This is a genomic window from Saccharothrix tamanrassetensis (assembly GCF_014203665.1).
Taxonomy (GTDB): Bacteria; Actinomycetota; Actinomycetes; order Mycobacteriales; family Pseudonocardiaceae; genus Actinosynnema; species Actinosynnema tamanrassetense.
Genome location: NZ_JACHJN010000004.1, coordinates 618,244 through 634,827 on the forward strand (window position 1 = coordinate 618,244; position 16,584 = coordinate 634,827).

Annotated in this window: 14 protein-coding genes; 6 read left to right on the forward strand and 8 right to left on the reverse strand. The window is 69.7% G+C overall.

Going from position 1 to position 16,584, the window contains the following annotated elements; genetic code table 11:
* The first annotated feature begins 348 nt into the window (after nt 1-348).
* On the forward strand, nt 349-1,575 hold the full coding sequence (locus FHS29_RS15975) for an MFS transporter (RefSeq protein WP_184691419.1): 1,227 nt from the start codon (nt 349-351) through the stop codon (nt 1,573-1,575).
* 440 nt (nt 1,576-2,015) lie between these two features.
* Nucleotides 2,016-3,269 (forward strand): GGDEF domain-containing protein, encoded by a 1,254-nt coding sequence (locus FHS29_RS15980; protein ID WP_312864933.1) that lies wholly within the window; start codon nt 2,016-2,018, stop codon nt 3,267-3,269.
* Nucleotides 3,270-4,020: 751 nt separating this feature from the next.
* Here the strand turns inward: FHS29_RS15980 and FHS29_RS15985 are convergent.
* From FHS29_RS15985 to FHS29_RS16015, 7 genes are all read right to left on the reverse strand, one after another.
* A complete protein-coding gene (locus FHS29_RS15985) occupies nt 4,021-4,860 on the reverse strand; it encodes a metal ABC transporter permease (RefSeq protein WP_184691421.1) in 840 nt (279 codons plus the stop codon).
* Nucleotides 4,860-5,678, reverse strand: a complete 819-nt coding sequence (locus tag FHS29_RS15990; protein ID WP_184691422.1) for a metal ABC transporter ATP-binding protein — start codon at nt 5,676-5,678, stop codon at nt 4,860-4,862. The genes FHS29_RS15985 and FHS29_RS15990 overlap by 1 nt, the downstream gene beginning before the upstream one ends.
* Entirely contained in the window at nt 5,675-6,601 is a 927-nt protein-coding gene (locus FHS29_RS15995) for a metal ABC transporter solute-binding protein, Zn/Mn family (RefSeq protein WP_184691423.1), read from the reverse strand. The genes FHS29_RS15990 and FHS29_RS15995 overlap by 4 nt, the downstream gene beginning before the upstream one ends.
* Nucleotides 6,602-6,779: 178 nt before the next feature.
* On the reverse strand, nt 6,780-7,880 hold the full coding sequence (locus tag FHS29_RS16000; protein WP_184691424.1) for an ABC transporter ATP-binding protein: 1,101 nt from the start codon (nt 7,878-7,880) through the stop codon (nt 6,780-6,782).
* A gap of 149 nt (nt 7,881-8,029) precedes the next feature.
* On the reverse strand, nt 8,030-8,926 hold the full coding sequence (locus tag FHS29_RS16005; RefSeq protein ID WP_184691425.1) for a sugar ABC transporter permease: 897 nt from the start codon (nt 8,924-8,926) through the stop codon (nt 8,030-8,032).
* A complete protein-coding gene (locus FHS29_RS16010) occupies nt 8,926-9,804 on the reverse strand; it encodes a carbohydrate ABC transporter permease (protein WP_221456155.1) in 879 nt (292 codons plus the stop codon). The genes FHS29_RS16005 and FHS29_RS16010 overlap by 1 nt, the downstream gene beginning before the upstream one ends.
* A 744-nt stretch (nt 9,805-10,548) precedes the next feature.
* A complete protein-coding gene (locus FHS29_RS16015; protein WP_184691427.1) occupies nt 10,549-11,808 on the reverse strand; it encodes an extracellular solute-binding protein in 1,260 nt (419 codons plus the stop codon).
* A 226-nt stretch (nt 11,809-12,034) separates the two neighbouring features.
* On the opposite strand from FHS29_RS16015, the gene FHS29_RS16020 reads away from it, so the two are divergent.
* Both FHS29_RS16020 and FHS29_RS16025 read left to right on the forward strand, forming a co-directional pair.
* Nucleotides 12,035-13,084, forward strand: a complete 1,050-nt coding sequence (locus tag FHS29_RS16020) for a LacI family DNA-binding transcriptional regulator (protein ID WP_184691428.1) — start codon at nt 12,035-12,037, stop codon at nt 13,082-13,084.
* A 116-nt stretch (nt 13,085-13,200) separates the two neighbouring features.
* Nucleotides 13,201-14,304 carry a LacI family DNA-binding transcriptional regulator gene (locus FHS29_RS16025; protein WP_184691429.1) on the forward strand — a complete coding sequence of 368 codons (1,104 nt, stop codon included), beginning with the start codon at nt 13,201-13,203 and terminating at the stop codon, nt 14,302-14,304.
* 16 nt (nt 14,305-14,320) lie between these two features.
* Here the strand turns inward: FHS29_RS16025 and FHS29_RS16030 are convergent, their stop codons facing one another.
* Nucleotides 14,321-14,998: a hypothetical protein gene (locus tag FHS29_RS16030; RefSeq protein WP_184691430.1), complete on the reverse strand. Its 678-nt coding sequence runs from the start codon at nt 14,996-14,998 to the stop codon at nt 14,321-14,323.
* A 139-nt stretch (nt 14,999-15,137) separates the two neighbouring features.
* Here FHS29_RS16030 and FHS29_RS16035 point away from each other — a divergent pair, with 139 nt between their 5' ends.
* Both FHS29_RS16035 and FHS29_RS16040 read left to right on the forward strand, forming a co-directional pair.
* Nucleotides 15,138-15,629, forward strand: coding sequence for a beta-class carbonic anhydrase (locus FHS29_RS16035; protein ID WP_184691431.1), 492 nt, complete (start codon nt 15,138-15,140; stop codon nt 15,627-15,629).
* A gap of 84 nt (nt 15,630-15,713) precedes the next feature.
* Nucleotides 15,714-16,583, forward strand: coding sequence for an HhH-GPD family protein (locus tag FHS29_RS16040; protein WP_184691432.1), 870 nt, complete (start codon nt 15,714-15,716; stop codon nt 16,581-16,583).
* Nucleotide 16,584: the final 1 nt, after the last annotated feature.

The following is a 16,584-nucleotide window of genomic DNA, read 5'->3' on the forward strand; positions in this document are numbered from 1 at the left end:
AGCCGACTCGGCAACAATTGTCGAACGAGTTCCAACGGCGACTCGTCGGCCCGCACGAAGGCGCTGGACCGGTCGGACCAGCGATCCGCCGGCCAATGGAGGTCGCGCTGACGCTCGGTAGGCGAGCTTTGCTCACGGCGGGTAACCTACGGTCAACTGTCAAGAATAGGTGGCCGACTTTTCGCCATTGTAACTACTTTATGTAACTGATCTGGTCCGTTCGGGTACACACTGTGGTAGGACAGAGATTGAACAACCAGCAGCTTCTACCGTGCTAACCGAGATAATTGTTACTTCGGGTGGGGGTAACGTGACTCACTCATCGGGGCCGACGCACCTGGAGGAGTGGTGACTTCCGGGGGCACCATCCGCGCGCTCGTGGGCAACCGCGAGTTCCGCGGCATGTGGCTCGGCTCGACGGTGTCCACCGCCGGCGACCAGCTCGCCGCCGTGGCGCTGTCACTCCTGGTGTTCGAGCGCACCAAGTCCCCCGCGTGGACCGCCCTCACCTGGTCGCTGACCCTGCTCCCGTCCCTGGTGTCCGGGCCGCTGCTGGGCTGGATCGCCGACCGGTTCCCGCGACGCACGGTGATGATCTGCTGCGCCTGGCTGCAGGCCGCGCTGGTCGGCCTGATGGCACTGCCCGGCGTGCCGCTGTGGATCATGATAGTCCTGCTCGTCGTCGTGCTGATGATCGCCTCCCCCTTCCTGGCCGCGCAGGAGGCGAGCCTGCCGTCCGTGCTGCCGGAGAAGCGCTACGACGACGGCGTGGCGCTGTTCGGCACCTCGGTGGACGTGGCCCAGATGGCCGGTCTGGCCGCCGCGGGCTTCCTGGTCACCTCAGCCGGGCCGCACCTGGCGCTGGCGATCGACGCGGCGTCGTTCGTGCTGGTGGCGATCCTGGTGCAGACCTCGGTGCGGTTCCGGCCGGCCGCCGACCCGCTGGGCTCGGCACTTCGGGAAACCGAAGCCGGCCGAGGAGCTTTCGCGTTGCTCGTCACTGAGCCCCGGTTGCGCTCTCTTATGGGTATGCGCCTTTTGGCCGGCATCGCGATGGTGCCCGAGGGGCTCGCCGTGCCGCTGGCCGCGAGCCTGGACGCGGTGTGGGCCGTGGGCCTCATCCTGGCCATCGAACCGGCCGCCAACGTGCTGGGGGTGGCCGTGCTGTTCCGCCTGGTGCGGGATCCGGCGAAACGCGAGCGGCTCATCGGCCCGCTCGCCATACTGTCCCTCGCCCCGCTGGTCATGTTCGCGCTCGACCCCAACCTGACCTGGACCATCGCGCTGCTCGTGCTGGCCGGGATGGCCGGCGCGTACCACACGCCGGCCCGGTCCGCCTGGATGCGGATACTGCCGGACGCCTACCGTGGACGGGCCTACGGCATCGCGCGCACCGCGTTGCGGACGAGTCAGGGTGGTGGCATGGCACTGGCGGGGGTGGTCGCGCACGCGATCGGCTCGGTGACCGCGACACTGGCGGGCGCGGGCGCCATCGGTCTGCTCCTGGCGGGGCAGGCGACCGTAGCCTGGAACCGGGCGAGGACCCGGACCGACCCGAACACGGTGACCACATGAAACGGACTCATCATGTATGGCGATTCTCATGACGAGACGTTCGTGTGCAGTCCGCGAGAACGCACGCACGTACGGTGAAGATTCCGGACTGGGCTCAAGGAGAGCGATGGGGTCACCACTCGCGGTTACGCATGGCAGACACTCCTCTACGCGCTACTTGGGTACCGACGGGGGCCGTAAGGCCGTCGCTGAGCCGGCGAGTGGCCGCGCGGCGGCGGCATGAGTGTAGGGGGGACGTGGTGAAGAACAGTTTGCCTGACCACGAGCCGTCCGCGACAGTCAGATGGAGTCTGACGCGCAACTGGGACCTTTGGTCGCTGCGTCGTACCGCGATCGCGTACATCCTTTCCGTCGAAGTGGCGGTAGCATTTGCGGCCATTTGGCTGCTGACTACCCTGGGTTCCGCCGCGGCCACGGATTGGCTCCGGTTCGGCGCTCTCGTGCTGGCCGTCACGGTCCACCTGACGATCGTTCGGCGGGCCGAGGAATCCCGGCGTGACGAATCCGCGGGCCCGTACTTCGACCTGACATCGGTGTGGACTTTCGCGGCTGCGATCGTGCTGCCGGCGGGCATGGGCGTGCTGGTCGCGGTGTGGCTGCGGATCGTGCTGTGGCCGATTGCCCGCAGACAGCCGTACCGGTTCGTCTTCACGTCCGCCCACATCGTGGCGAGCACCGTGCTGGCGAACGCGGGCGTCCACCTGGCGGGATTCTCGCTGGCGTCCTCGGGCCGGGTCTTGACGGACCTGGCGCTGCTGGGCGTGCTGGTGCTGGTCGCCGCGCTGTACTGGTTCGTGCAGGTGCTGCTGATGACGGTGGCGCTGAAGATCGTCAACCCGCAGACCCGGTTCGTGGACTCGCTCGGCTCGCGCAACGACAACATGCTGGAGATGACCACGCTGGGCGTCGGCGCGATGCTCGGGATGCTGGTCGCCACGCACTGGGTCGCACCGCTCCTGCTGGCCGTCCCGGTGATCCTGGTGAACGCCCTGCTGCACCGCGCGTCGGAACGGCAGGCGCACCTGGAGCGACTGGTGGCCGAGCAGCACAAGGCCCACCTGCAGCTGACCAAGGACGCCCACACCGACTACCGCACCGGCCTGTTCAACACCAACGGCCTGAGCGAGCACGCGGGCAGGCTCACCGAGCGCTGCAAGCACGCGGGCCAGCCGGTGACCGTGCTGGCGATCGACCTGGACCACTTCAAGCGCATCAACGACACCTGGGGCCACCCGGCGGGCAACGCCGTGCTGGCCGAGGTGGGCCGCATCCTGCGGGAGAAGCTGCGCCCCGGCGACGTGGCCGGTCGGGACGGCGGCGAGGAGTTCGTGGTCGTGCTGGGCGACACGGGGGCGGCGCAGGGCACCGCGATCGCCGAGCGCGTCCGCGAGGCCATCGGCGAGATGTCCGTGGTGACGACCGACAAGCACCGCAACACGGTGACCCTCCGCGGCCGCAACCTGCCCCTCACCGAGGACGGCCCCGAGGTGCGCGCGATCTCCGCCTCCATCGGCGTGGCCGTGGTCCCGGACAACGGGGACTGCCTGATGGCCGCCCAGCACAGCGCCGACGCGGCCCTCTACACGGCCAAGGAGAACGGCCGCAACCAGGTGCGCGTGGCGGGCATCGACCTCCACGCCCACAACCTCCCGGTGCCCCGCGTGGACGAGCCCGAAGTCACCCGCTCCGCCTGACCACGCTCCGACCGCACCCACTCCGCCCGTCCACGCCGCGTCCGTCCACGCCGCACCCATCCACGCCGTGTCCGTCCACGCCGTGTCCGCCCGCACCGTGTCCACCCACGCCGCATCCACCCACGCCGCATCCACCCACGCCGCATCCATCCACGCCGCATCCATCCACGCCGCGTCCACTCGCACCGCGTCCGGCAGCACTCTGATGGGGTCCACACCGGACGACCGCGATCTGCCCGCTCCCGGCCATGGCTCGGCCCTCGGCAACATCCCACCAGGACTGTCGTACCCCGCTGATTGGATGAGATCGGGGGGTGCCGCACGCAGGGGTACGCCCGCGTCAGCCTGCCGAGGCGCGTGACTACTGCTCCCCGACGGGTGACCGCCGCTCCCCGGCGTTCCGGAGAGCCTGGCGCGCGTGGGCGCGCATGTCCGCGTCCGAGCCATCGAGCGACCGTTCCAACGCAGCCTTGACCTCAGGCCGACCGGCCCACCACGGGGGATACCCGTCCCGCGGTCCTTCTAACACGGCTCCACCGACCGAAGCCCTGCACGTCACCGAGCGGCTGCCCGACATTCTCCACCCAAACCAGGCAGGCGGACACTTGACGAACCCAGCTGTCCTAACGGGATCTTGTGCAGGAGTCATGGTCGCGTCCACTGTGGAACATTCCCGCCTCCGGCGTTCGTGATGTGCGGGACGTGTCCAGCGCCGCAACGGTTCCTCGGTCCGCAGGTGGCTACGCCGCGGTCAGGCCACCACGCGGGACCGGGAGCCACCGAAAGCTCGGCATACGAGATATATGAGGAACGACAGGGCCGTGACGAACGCGCTCACCGGCACGCCCGGCGCGAGCGACAGCAGGATCCCGAACAGCACCGCCACCTCGGCGAACACCACCGCCAGCACGGACGCCTTCACCGGCGACGCGGTGACCCGACCAGCGGCTGCCGCAGGCGTGATCATCAGCGACAGCACCAGGAGCGCGCCGACGATCTGCACGGCGAGCGCCGTCGCGATACCGACCAGGATGGCGAAGACCACCGACAGCGCGCGGACCGGAACGCCGCGCGCCGTCGCGACGGCCGCGTCGACCGACGAGAAGAGCAACGGCCGGTAGATGAACGCGAGCACCGCCAGCACGGCGACCGACGAGCCGATCAGCAGCCACAGGTCGGTCGAGCCGACGCTGACGATCTGCCCGGTGAGCAGGCCGAACTTGTTCGCCGACCGTCCCTTGTAGAGGTAGAGGAACAGCACGCCCAGGCCGAGGCCGAACGCCAGGATGGCCCCGATGACCGAGTCGCGGTCCGAGTCGCGCCGGGACAGCAGGCCCAGCAGCAGCGCCGCCACCACCGACCCGACCAGCGCGCCGTACCCGACGCCGACGCCCACCAGCAGCGCCGCCGCGCCACCCGTGAACGCCAGCTCGGACGTTCCGTGCACGGCGAACGCCATCTTGCGGGTGACCACCAGCGGCCCGAGCAGCCCGGCCACCACGCCCAGCACCGCGCCCGCGATCAGCATCTGCTGGACGAAGCCGTACCCGAGCAGCTCGAACGTCAACGGCAGGTTGAAGAAGTTCTCCATCAGTCCTCATCCGCCACGTGGTGCGGCTCGTCCTCGCACACGTGCTGCGCGCCGACCACGTGGATCTGGTCGCGCACCCGGACCACCTCGACGTTCGTGCGGTACAGCTCGGACAGCGTGGCCGAGGTCATCACCTCGGCCGGCGTGCCGATCCGGAACCGACCGTCCACCAGGTACAGCACCCGGTCGACCAGCGGCAGGACCGGGTTGATCTCGTGGGTCACGAACAGCACGGCGGTGCCGGCTTCGCGCCGCCGCCGGTCGATCAGGTCGCTGACCACCCGCTGGTGCGCGAGGTCGAGCGACAGCAGCGGCTCGTCGCACAGCAGCACCTCGGGGTCGCCCACCAGGGCCTGCGCCACCCGCAGCCGCTGCTGCTCGCCGCCGGACAGCAGGCCCACCGGCTCGTCCGCGTACCGGGTCGCGCCCACCGCGGCCAGCGCCTGGTCCACTCTGGCCCGGCGCTGCCCGCGACCGCGCCAGCCGACGCCCCAGCCGTGCCCGTCCAGGCCGAACCCCACCAGGTCACGGCCGCGCAGGGTGAGCGCCGGGTCCAGCGCCCGCTGCTGCGGGATGTACCCGATGCGCCGGTTGCCGCCCGCGACGTGCACCGTCCCGCCGGACAGCGGCTGGAGGCCGAGCAGCACCCGCATGAGGCTGGTCTTGCCCGACCCGTTGGGGCCGAGCACGGCCACGAACTCGCCGGGCGCGACGTCGAGGTCCAGCCCGTCCCACAGCACGCGGTCGCCGTAGGACAGCCGGGCTCCGCGCAGGGCGACCGCCGCGCGCACGGACGTGTCCGTCACCTGTGCGGTCATCCGCGAAGTGCCCCCGCCAGCGCGTCCACCTGCTTCGTCATCCAGTCAAGGTAACCCGTCACGCCCTCCGGCAGCGTCTCGGTGACCTGCACGACCGGGACGCCGGCCGTCCGCGCCTTCTCCACCACCTGCTTGACCGCGGGGTTCTCGGTCTGGACGTTGTCCACCACCGCCGTGACCTGCTTCTGCTCCACCAGTCGGGTGACCTCGGCGACCGCGGCGGCCGGGATGTCGGTCTCGCCCTCCACGGCGTCGCTGAACGTCTCCGGGGTCGCGTTCTCCACACCGGCGGTGTCCAGCAGGTAGTGCGCGACCGGCTCGGTCTCCAGCACCTTCTTGCCCTTGCCGACGCCGTCGAGGCGCTTGTGCAGCTCGTCCACCTTCTGCCCGAAGTCGGCGGCGTTGGCCTGGAAGGTGGCCTTCTTGTCCGGCGCGATCTCGGACAGGTCGGCGGCGGCCTGGTCGGCGACCTTGCGCACGGTCTCCAGGTCGTACCAGACGTGCTTGTTGACCTCGTGGTCGTGCGATTCGCCGGAGGGCTCGGGCTCCTCGTGGTCGGAGATCTTGCCGGACAGCGGGAACGTCTCGATCTTCTTCGCGCCCTCGGTCTCGGTGGTGAGCAGGGTGGCGAAGAAGTCGTCGTAGCCGCCGCCGTTGAAGATGACCAGCTTGGCGTCCTTCACCGCGGCCACGTCGGACGGCTTGCTGTTGTACGAGTGCGGGTCGCCGGACGGGTCGTTGATGATGGCGGTGACCTCGACCTCGTCGCCGCCGACGGCCTTCACCACGCTGCCCCACACGTTGGTGGAGGCGACCACCTTGATCTTGCCGCCGGCCGTCGTGGCCGGGGTGCCGCCGCAGGCGGTGAGGGCGACGGCTGTCACGGCGGCCACCGCGCCGAGCATCGCGTTACGGACGGTCATGGGCTGGCTCCTCGACACGCTGATTAATAGGCAATGGAAACCGTTGTCGAGTTCAGTTTAGAACGCTCCGCTGCCGGTATGTCCACCGACCGGGTGGTTTTGGTGTTCTTCACAGCACTCGGAACGCGACCGAGGGCCACCTCCGCGTCGGAAGGTGACCCTCGGTTGCCGAGCCGTGTCAGTTGGTGAGGCGGAAGCCCGACTCCGGGTGGAACAGGTGGATCTCGGTGGCGTCGCGCACCGCGACCTTCACGGTCTGGCCCAGGGTGGGGGGCGTGCGGCCGTCCACGCGGACCACGAACCGCTCGGACGAGGCGCCGATCCGCACCGCGCCGTGCACCAGCGCGTCCGCGCCCAGCTCCTCGACCAGTTCGACGGTCATCTCCATGCCGTGGTGCTGCGAGCCGACCAGCGCCAGCGACTCGGGCCGGATGCCGAACGTGACCTCGTTCAGGCCCTCCGCCGAGGCGGTGTCCATCGCGTGGCGCTCCAGCGGCACCACGATGCCGTCCAGCTTGGCGCCCTCGGAGGTCAGCGGGACCGTCTTGAGGTTCATCGCGGGCGAGCCCATGAACCCGGCGACGAACGCGTTGGCCGGCTTGTCGTACAGCGCGCGCGGGGTGTCGCACTGCTGGAGCAGGCCGTCCTTGAGCACGGCGACCCGGTGGCCCATGGTCATGGCCTCCACCTGGTCGTGCGTGACGTAGATGGTGGTGGTGCCCAGGCGCTGCTGGAGCGCGGCGATGTTCGCCCGGGTCTCCACGCGGAGCTTGGCGTCCAGGTTGGACAGCGGCTCGTCCATGAGGAAGACGGACGGCTCGCGCACGATCGCGCGGCCCATCGCGACGCGCTGCCGCTGACCGCCGGACAGCGCCTTCGGCTTGCGCTCCAGGTACTTGGTCAGGTCGAGCATCTTGGCCGCCTCGGCGACCTTCTCCTTGATCTCGGCCTTGTTGACGCCCCGGAGCTTGAGCGCGAAGCCCATGTTCTCGGCGACCGTCATGTGCGGGTAGAGGGCGTAGGACTGGAACACCATGGCGATGTCCCGGCCCTTCGGCGGCACGTTGGTGACGTCCTTGCCGCCGATCTTGATGGCGCCCTCGTCCACGTCCTCCAGGCCCGCGAGCATCCGCAGCGCGGTCGACTTGCCCGAGCCCGACGGGCCGACGAGCACCAGGAACTCGCCGTCGGAGACGTCGAGGGACAGTTCGTCGACGGCGCGGACCGGCGGGTTGCCGGAGAAGATCCGCGAAGCCTTGACGTAGGCGACCTCAGCCATGGAACGCACCTTTCACTTACCAAGCTTTGGCGCAACGTTATGGATTGCAAGCGCTTACGGGAACGGGGGGATTGGTCTACTTTCCGGGCGGTGCGGGTGGTGTTCGGAGGCAGGGTGGTTGTGCGGGGTGCGGGGTGGGTCCAGGAGGGTCAGCCCTTCACCGCGCCTGACGACAAGCCGGTCACGAGGAAGCGCTGGACGAGGTAGAACACGGCGATCGCGGGGACGGCGACCAGGATCGACGCGGCGGCCAGGTGGCCCCACTCGGTGCGGTTCTGCTGCACGAACACCTGCAGGCCGACCGCGAGGGTCTTGGACTCGTCGGCCGCCGAGAGGAACGCCGACGCGAACGCCACCTCGCCCCAGGCGGTCAGGAAGGCGTAGAACGCGGTGACCGCCAGGCCCGGTCGGGCGAGTGGCATGACGAGTCGCCAGAACACGCCGAACGGCGACAGTCCGTCCACCCGGCCGGCCTCGTCGATGTCGGTGGGGATGGTGTCGAAGTAGCCCTTCAGCATGTAGGTGCAGAACGGCACGGCGGTGGTGCAGTAGACCAGGACCAGGCCGAAGCTCGTGCCTTGCAGTCCGAGCGCGAGCAGGATGTTGTAGAGCGGCACGATCAGCACCGCGAACGGGAACATCTGCACCACGAGGAACGACAGCATCAGCGAGCGCTTGCCCGGGAACCGGAACCGCGACGCCGCGTACCCCGTGGTCGCCGACAGGAAGACCGCGATCACCGTCGTCATCAGCGCGATGAGCACGGAGTTGCCGAACCACGCCAGGAAGTCGCCCTTGTCCCCGGACAGGATCCGCACGTAGTTGTCCACACTGGACTCGTTGAACAGCGTCGGAGTCGTCTCCACGGCGCGGGCGTCGGGTTTGAACGACGTCACCAGCACCCAGAAGACCGGGAACACGGCGATCAGCGAGGCGATGACCAGGGCGGCGTGCAGGGCGATGCTGGCGGCTTTGGAGCGCTCGCTGCGTTTGCGCTGCGGGCGGGTGGCCGGGACTGCCTTGAGGGAAGCGGCTTCTACCGTCATCACCACACCTCGCCTTGCTTGCGCAGTGCCCGCCGGTAGACGCTCGCGAACACGAGCAGGACGGACAGGATCAACACGCCGTAGGTCGACGCGACCGCGTAGTCGCGGGACGCGCCGGAGAAGAAGCGTTCGAACGCGTAGGTCACCAGGATCCGGGTGTTCGGGTTCGGGCCGGTGATCAGGTAGATCACCGCGAACATGTTGAAGGTCCAGATGATCCCGAGCAGCACGACGGTGCTGGACACCGAACGCAGGCCGGGGAGCGTGACGTGCCGGAAGCGTTGCCAGGGCGATGCGCCGTCCATCTCGGCTGCCTCGTAGAGGTCGCCGGGGATGGACTGGAGGCCGCCCAGCAGGGCCACCATCATGAACGGGACGCCCAGCCAGACGTTGACGATGACGACCGCGACGAGTGCCCAGTCGGACTGGCCCAGCCAGATGGGGTCGGGGAGGCCGAGGGCGCGGAGGAACTGGTTGATGATCCCGTACTGGGCGTTGAACATGTACTTCCAGGCGAACGCGCTGATGAACGCCGGGACCGCCCAGGGCAGGATCAGCAGGACCCGGTAGAGGGCGCGGCCCTTGACCTGGCGGTTGAGCAGCACGGCCAGCGCCAGGCCGAACCCGTAGTGGCAGAGGACGCAGCCGAACGTCCAGATCAGGGTGCGGATCAGGGTGGACCAGAAGGAGCCGAAGCTCGGGTCGCCGGAGAGGACGTTCAGGTAGTTGGTCAGGCCCACGCCGGTGTAGGTGGCGGCGCGGTCCAGCACCGGGTTGGCGATGTTGCCTTCGTTGATGTTGGTGAAGGTGAAGAAGATGCCTTGGGCCAAGGGGTACAGCACCAGCACGGCGATGACGACCACCACCGGCAGCACCATCGCGTACGCGTACCAGTGCCGGTCCAGGAACCTGCGCACTGTCGCCTCCTTAAGTCATCGGTGGGAGTGGGGTGGTGGGAGTAAGTGATGGGGGTGCGGCGGTGGAGCTGTGGTGGCGGGGGGGCGACGGTGGGGCTGTGGTGGGGGTGCTGCGGTGGGAGTGCGGCGGGCGGTTCATGCAGCGGTTGTCCACAGGCGTTGAGGGCTGTCCACAGGGTTGGTCGGGACGCGCCGTTTTGTCGTGGGGTGCTGCTTGGATGCACGCAGGGGTTCCCGAATCGGGGGTACGTCTGCGAAAGCGTGAAGAGCGGACGCTCGCCGCTGGGCAGGCCGCCAAGGATGATGACAAAGCCAAGGGTGGGGGCGTCGTGTCATCCCCATATGGCCTGGTCAAAGACAACCACATGCGTCAAGGGGAGATCGTCATCGGTGTCCTTCGCTCGTGAACGCTCCGCAGGCTCCGCGTTCCCCGGCTCCGATCGGGGGTCCGATCTCCCCTTGACCCATACGGTTCCCTGCGGGCAGGCCATACGGGGATGACACGCAGCCCGACGGGAGTGTGCGCGGGGCGCGCCGACTGCTCCTCGTGCCCGACCGCTCCTCGTGCCGACCGGCGAGCCGCGTGGTTGCAGATGTGGGAGTGCGGTTGAGGGGGCGTTGCTCGGGTGGGGCGGGCTGCTCGGTGGAGGGGTGCGCTGCGCGCCGGGGGTGGCGGAGTGGCGCGCAGCGCGTTGGAGGTGAGGGTCAGCCGATGTTGTAGTCGGTGACGACCTGGTCCTTGTAGATCTTCGCGACCTCGTCCAAGGCCGTCTTCGCGTCCTTCTTGCCCGCCAGCACGTCGGCGTAGGCGATCTTCAAGGGGTCGAACAGCTGGCCGCCTTCGGGGATCCACGGACGGGCGTGGGCGGCGGTGGCCACGGGTTGGAAGGCGGACACGACCTCGTTGGCCTTGACGTCGGCGTTGTCGTAGGCGGACTTGCGGGTGGGCAGGAGGCCCAGTTCCTTCGCGATCCGGACCTGGGACTCGGTGCTGCTCAGGCAGGCGATGAGCTTGGTGGACGAGTCCTTCGCCTTGGTGCCCTGGCGGATGACGTAGTCGTGGCCGCCCACCGGGGCCGAGCCCTTGCCCGCCGCCTCGCCGGGGACGGGGGCGATGCCGAGGTTGGCCTTGTCGCTGAACGCGGTGCCCTTGAGGTAGTCGGCGACGGACCACGGGCCGTTGATCACCATGGCCACTTCGCCCGACGAGAACGCGGCCTGCATGTTGTTGTAGGAGTTGGCCGGGTCGAGGGCGGTGGAGGCGGCCTTGGCGTCCAGCAGGCCCTTGGCCGTCTGGAGGGCCTTCACGTTCTCCGGCGAGTTGACGACGATCTTCTTCGCGGACGCGTCGACGAGGTCGCCGCCCGCGCCGTAGATGAACGGCAGGGCGTAGTAGGCGTCGTTGTTGATGAACAGGGCCTTCTCGCCGCCGAGCTTCGCGGCCGCCGCCTTCACCTCGTCCCACGTCTTCGGCGGTTCGACGCCGGCGTCGGCGAGCTTCTTCTTGTTGTAGAACAGCGCCAGCGAGTCCGTCACCTGGGGCACGCCGTAGGACTTGCCCTCGTACTTCGTCGAGCCCAGCGGGATGGCCAGGTAGTCGCCGGTGTCCTTGCCGAGTTCGGTGTCGGTCAGGTCCACGACGTAGCCGAGCTTCGCCAGCTGCGGCACCCAGGCGACCTCGGCGCGGAACACGTCGGGGCCCTGGCCGCCCTGCGCGGCGGTCTTGTAGTTGTTCAACGCCTGGTCGAAGGCGACCACCTCGGTGTTGACCCGGTAACCGCCCTTGGTGGCGCACTCCTGCGCGATCCTGCCGAACACCGGGCTCTCGTTCGGGCCGCTGGTGTCCCAGAAGGTGACTTCGCCGCTGTCGGTCCCCGCGCCGCCGCCACCGCCGCCGCACGCGGTGAGGACGAGGGCGCCGGCCATGCCTGCTGCCACGGCGGTCACGAGGGTGGTACGTCGCATCGTTGCTGTCGTCCCTCCTGCTGGCCTCATCCGCGATGAGGGTTCTTGCAAGAACTTGCGAAATTCTTGACGCGGATTTCATACCCCCGACCAGGGCGGGGTCAAGGGACTTGGCGTAACCAAGCCGTAACGGAGCGAACTGTCCGGACGAAAGACAGGTAGGCGTTGCAAAAGTTTGCCGCGACCGGCAGGCTGCTCGTCACCACGATCTTCTCCAGGAGGCACGGTGTCCGGACTGTCCGAGATCGCCAGGGCAGCCGGGGTGAGCATGTCCACGGTCAGCCGGGTGCTCAACCGCCGAGCGGGTGTCAACGAGGAGACCCGCCAGCGCGTGCTGGCCGTCCTCGCGGAGATGCCGTACACGCCGCGCGGGCTCGGGGCGTTGCAGCGGACCGGGGTGATCGGGCTGCTCGTGCCGGAGCTGTCCAACCCGGTGTTCCCCGCGTTCGCCGAGGCGCTGGAGGTGCGTGCCGCGCGGCTGGGGTACTCGTCGCTGCTGTGCAACACGCGGGCGACCGGGTCGGCGGCCATGGGCGAGGAGGAGTACGTCCGGATGCTCCTCGCGCGCGGTGTCGAGGGCATGGTGTTCGTCTCGCCGGAGATCACCAACGTGGAGGTGCCGCTCGGGCAGGCCCCGCGTCCCAACTACTACGCCAAGCTGCTGGCCGACGGCGTGCACATGGTGTTCCTGAACGGGGCCACGCCGTCGTTGGACGTGCCGGACGTGACCGTCGACGAACAGCACGCGGGCTACGCGGCGGCCCGGCACCTGGTGGAACTCGGGCACCGGCGGATCGGTTTCGTCAGCGGTCCGGCGCGGTCGTTGCCGTCGCGGCTGAAGCGGGCGGGCTGGTCGGCGGCGCTGGAGGAGGAGGGGCTGCCGGCGGACGCGGACTTCGTGGCGCACGCCCCGTTCGGACCGGAGGGCGGCGCGGCGGCGGTGGCGACGTTGCTGGACACGGTGCGGCCGACGGCGGTCATCTGCTCGTCCGACCACATGGCGATCGGCGTGCTGCGGGAGGCGTACAAGCGCGGGTTGTCCGTGCCGCGCGACCTGTCGGTGGTGGGGTTCGACGACATCCCGCTCGCCTCGTACTGCTCGCCGTCGCTGACCACGCTGGCCCAGCCGATCGAGGAGATGGCGGTGGCGGCCGTGGACGAGTTGGCGCACCGCTTGGACCCCGATCGGCGCAGGCGGCCGGTCGGCAACTACACGCGGGTGTTCCGCCCGAAGCTGGTCGTCCGGGAGTCCTCGGCACCGCCACCACCCGCCTAATTGGTCTGGACCATGTTCGGAACAGGTAACCCGGTCCTACCTGCGCTGATGACCAATCGCAGGGACGCGGGTCACCCCCACTTCTGTAATTGGTTCTGAACCGTTACGGTCACTTCATGGCGCGGTCGATGCATGTGCGACGCCCCGCGACGCTGGCCTCACTGGCGGCGGAGCTGGGTGTTTCCCGGACAACGGTGTCCAACGCGTACAACCGTCCCGACCAGCTCTCACCGGAGCTGCGACGCCGGGTGTTGGAGACAGCGAGACGACTCGGATACCCGGGGCCCGACCCGGTGGCCCGGTCACTGCGCACGCGGAAGGCGGGTGCGGTGGGGCTGCTGCTCACCGAGAACCTGTCCTACGCGTTCCGCGACCCGGCGGCGATCGGGTTCCTGGAGGGCTTGGCGCTGGCGTGCGAGGACGCCGGCACCGGGCTGCTGCTGGTGCCGGCGAACCCCGAACGCGAGGACGTGGCGGCCGTGCACCGCGCCGGCGTCGACGGGTTCGTGGTGTACTCGGTGCCCGACGACGACCCGCACCTGGCCGCCGTGCTCGAACGGCCGGTGCCGACCGTGGTGTGCGACCAGCCGGACCTGGGCAACGTCGATCGGGTGGGAATCGACGACCAGGCCGCGATGAACTCGCTCGCCCGGCACCTCATCTCGTTGGGGCACCGGCGGATCGGCGTGGTGTGCATGCGGTTGGCCCGCGACCGCAACGACGGCTACGTGACGCCGGAGCGCCAGCGGTCCGCGCACTTCCACGTGCAGCGCTCCCGGCTCGCGGGCCTGGCCGACGCGTTCACCGAGGTGGGCGTGGACTGGGCCGCGGTGCCGGTGGTGGAGCGGTTCGACCACAACATCGCGTCCGGCGCGGCCGCCGCCGCGCAGGTGCTGGACCGTGATCCGCAGATCACCGCGTTGATCTGCACCTCGGACATCCTCGCGCTGGGTGCGCTGGGCGAGGCGCGCAGGCGCGGCCTGAACGTGCCGCACGACCTGACGGTCACCGGCTTCGACGGCATCCGGGAAGCCGAGGCGGCCGGTCTCACCACCGTGCGCCAACCCGTCCTGGAGAAGGGCCGGGCGGCGGGCAAGCTGCTGCTGGACTCGGCGGAGCGGACCCGGCCGCGCTCGGTGCTGCTGTCCACCGAGCTGGTGATCGGCACCACGGCCGCCTCGCCGCGCGGCGTGGTGGAGGAGCGCTGGTTCGGCCCGTGACGGGACGGGCCGGGCGTCAGGTCATCCGGAAGACCACCGGATCGCCCGCCTTCCCGGCCACCCGCGCGGTGAGCAGGTAGTCCCCCGGCCCGAGCCGGGTGTGCTTCGCGCAGCCCGGCTCGGACGTGCTCCCCAGCCACGTCAGCCCGTACTCGAACTGCTCGCCCGGCCGCATGACCCGCACTTCGGACCCCTCGGTGGCGAAGCAGTCGTTGCTCGACCACAGCCGGGTGGCCCCGTCCGCCGTGCTCACCACCAGCTCCCGCACCGCCCGGCCGATCTCCTTGGTGCACGGCAGCGGACCGGCGTTCGCCACCAGGATCTTCAGGTCGACCTGCTCGCCCGCCGGGTACGAGGGCTCGCCCACCTCGGCCCGGACGCTGAGCTGCGCGTCCTCGCACGGCTGCGGCGGGCCCGGCGGGGGCGTCGGGGAAGGCGGCGGCGGCGGTGCCGGAGGTGGTGGCGGGGGCGGCGGTGTGGTGGAGGACGAGGACGCGACGACGGGCCGCTCGGCCTGCGGCGGCGGACTGGACGACGGCGCGGCCGCCGGGGTGACCGGCGCCGGGTCGCCCCGCCCGGTCAGCGCCGCGACCAGCCACACGGTGAGCACCAGTGCCACCACCGAACCGCCGATGGCCAGCACACGGCGCCGCCAGTACACCGATGGCGGGAGCGGGCCTGTGGGCTCGGTCACCTGAAAGAAGGTAACCAAGTGAGGTGGAATGGCGGGGCAACTGCACGTCACCCGATGTGGTGAACGTGATTCCCGCCCGATCCGCTTGCCGACAGCCCGGACGCGGGTTCCAATCCAAAGACAGAAGGAGGTGGCCGCCATGACCTCGATCGACGAGCTGCTGCGCCGCAACACCGCGCTGGGCAACGCCGTGCCCGGCGACCGTTCCTCGCCCCGGCCCTCGATGCGCGTGGCGATTCTGACCTGCATGGACTCCCGCATCCGGGTCTTCGAGATCTTCGGGTTGCGCCAGGGCGAGGCGCACGTGCTGCGCAACGCCGGCGGCGTCGTCACCGACGACATGATCCGGTCGCTGGCGCTGAGCCAGCGCAAGCTCGGGACGCGCGAGGTGCTGCTGGTGCACCACACCAACTGCGGCCTGGAGCTGGTCACCGAGGACGAGTTCAAGAACGAGCTGGAAGCCGACACGGGCATGCGCCCCACCTGGTCCGTGGAGGCGTTCCGCGAGGTCAAGGACAGCGTCCGGAACTCGATGAACCGCCTGCGCCACAGCCCGTACGTGCCGCACCGGGACAACGTGCGCGGGTTCGTCTACGACGTGCACACCGGTGAGCTGACCGAGGTCGTCTGAGCCCGGCGAGGTCGGGAGGGTCTGCGGGGAGGAGCCGGTCGCCCTTCACCCGTGAGTGGTCACTCTGGAACACTGTGCGGCGCTATGAGCCTGGACGCGCAGACCCTCATCGACTGGTTCGCCAAGACCGCCCGCGACCTGCCCTGGCGGCGGCCCGAGTGCACCGCCTGGGGCGTGCTGGTCAGCGAGATCATGTTGCAGCAGACGCCGGTCGCCCGGGTCGAACCCGTCTGGCACGAGTGGCTGGCGCGCTGGCCCAAGCCGTCCGACATGGCGGCGGCGAGCCACGGCGAAGTGCTGCGCGCGTGGGGCAAGCTCGGGTACCCGCGGCGCGCGCTGAGGCTGCACGCCGCCGCGCAGGCCATCGCGACCGACCGCGGCGACGAGGTGCCGCACGACGTCGACACGTTGTTGGCCCTGCCCGGCATCGGCGCGTACACGGCCCGTGCGGTGGCGGCTTTCGCCTACGGAAAGAAGTGTCCGGTGGTGGACACGAACGTCAGGCGGGTGGTGGCGCGCGCCGTGCACGGTGCGGGTGACGCCGGTCCGCCGTCCACCACCAAGGACATGAACGACGTGGAAGTGCTGCTGCCGGACGAGAAGGCCGCGGTGTACTCCGCCGCGTTGATGGAACTCGGCGCGCTGGTGTGCACCGCCCGCACACCTCGGTGCGCGGACTGCCCGGTGTTCGACACGTGCAAGTGGCAGCTGAACGGACGTCCCGCCTACGACGGGCCGGCCAAGGTCGTGCAGAAGTTCGCGGGCACCGACCGGCAGGTGCGCGGGCTGCTGCTCGACGTGCTGCGCGGCACGTCGGAGCCGGTCGAGAAGGTCCGGCTGGACGCCGTGTGGTCGGACGCGGGGCAGCGGGACCGCTGCCTGGACTCGCTGCTGGTGGACGGGTTGGTCGAGCAGACCGCGGGCGGGCTGTTCGCACTGCCGGGGGAGCACTGAC

What these genes read in the sequence shown, in the direction of transcription:
- FHS29_RS15985 (WP_184691421.1), bottom strand. Translation starts at nt 4,860, where the DNA reads ATGGAGAACTTCTTCAACCTGCCGTTGACGTTCGAGCTGCTCGGGTAC.
- FHS29_RS16035 (WP_184691431.1), top strand. Translation starts at nt 15,138, where the DNA reads ATGACCTCGATCGACGAGCTGCTGCGCCGCAACACCGCGCTGGGCAAC.
- FHS29_RS16040 (WP_184691432.1), top strand. Translation starts at nt 15,714, where the DNA reads ATGAGCCTGGACGCGCAGACCCTCATCGACTGGTTCGCCAAGACCGCC.
- FHS29_RS16010 (WP_221456155.1), bottom strand. Translation starts at nt 9,804, where the DNA reads ATGGTGCTGCCGGTGGTGGTCGTCATCGCCGTGCTGGTGCTGTACCCC.
- FHS29_RS16000 (WP_184691424.1), bottom strand. Translation starts at nt 7,880, where the DNA reads ATGGCTGAGGTCGCCTACGTCAAGGCTTCGCGGATCTTCTCCGGCAAC.
- FHS29_RS16015 (WP_184691427.1), bottom strand. Translation starts at nt 11,808, where the DNA reads ATGCGACGTACCACCCTCGTGACCGCCGTGGCAGCAGGCATGGCCGGC.
- FHS29_RS15990 (WP_184691422.1), bottom strand. Translation starts at nt 5,678, where the DNA reads ATGACCGCACAGGTGACGGACACGTCCGTGCGCGCGGCGGTCGCCCTG.
- FHS29_RS16005 (WP_184691425.1), bottom strand. Translation starts at nt 8,926, where the DNA reads ATGACGGTAGAAGCCGCTTCCCTCAAGGCAGTCCCGGCCACCCGCCCG.
- FHS29_RS15995 (WP_184691423.1), bottom strand. Translation starts at nt 6,601, where the DNA reads ATGACCGTCCGTAACGCGATGCTCGGCGCGGTGGCCGCCGTGACAGCC.
- FHS29_RS16025 (WP_184691429.1), top strand. Translation starts at nt 13,201, where the DNA reads ATGGCGCGGTCGATGCATGTGCGACGCCCCGCGACGCTGGCCTCACTG.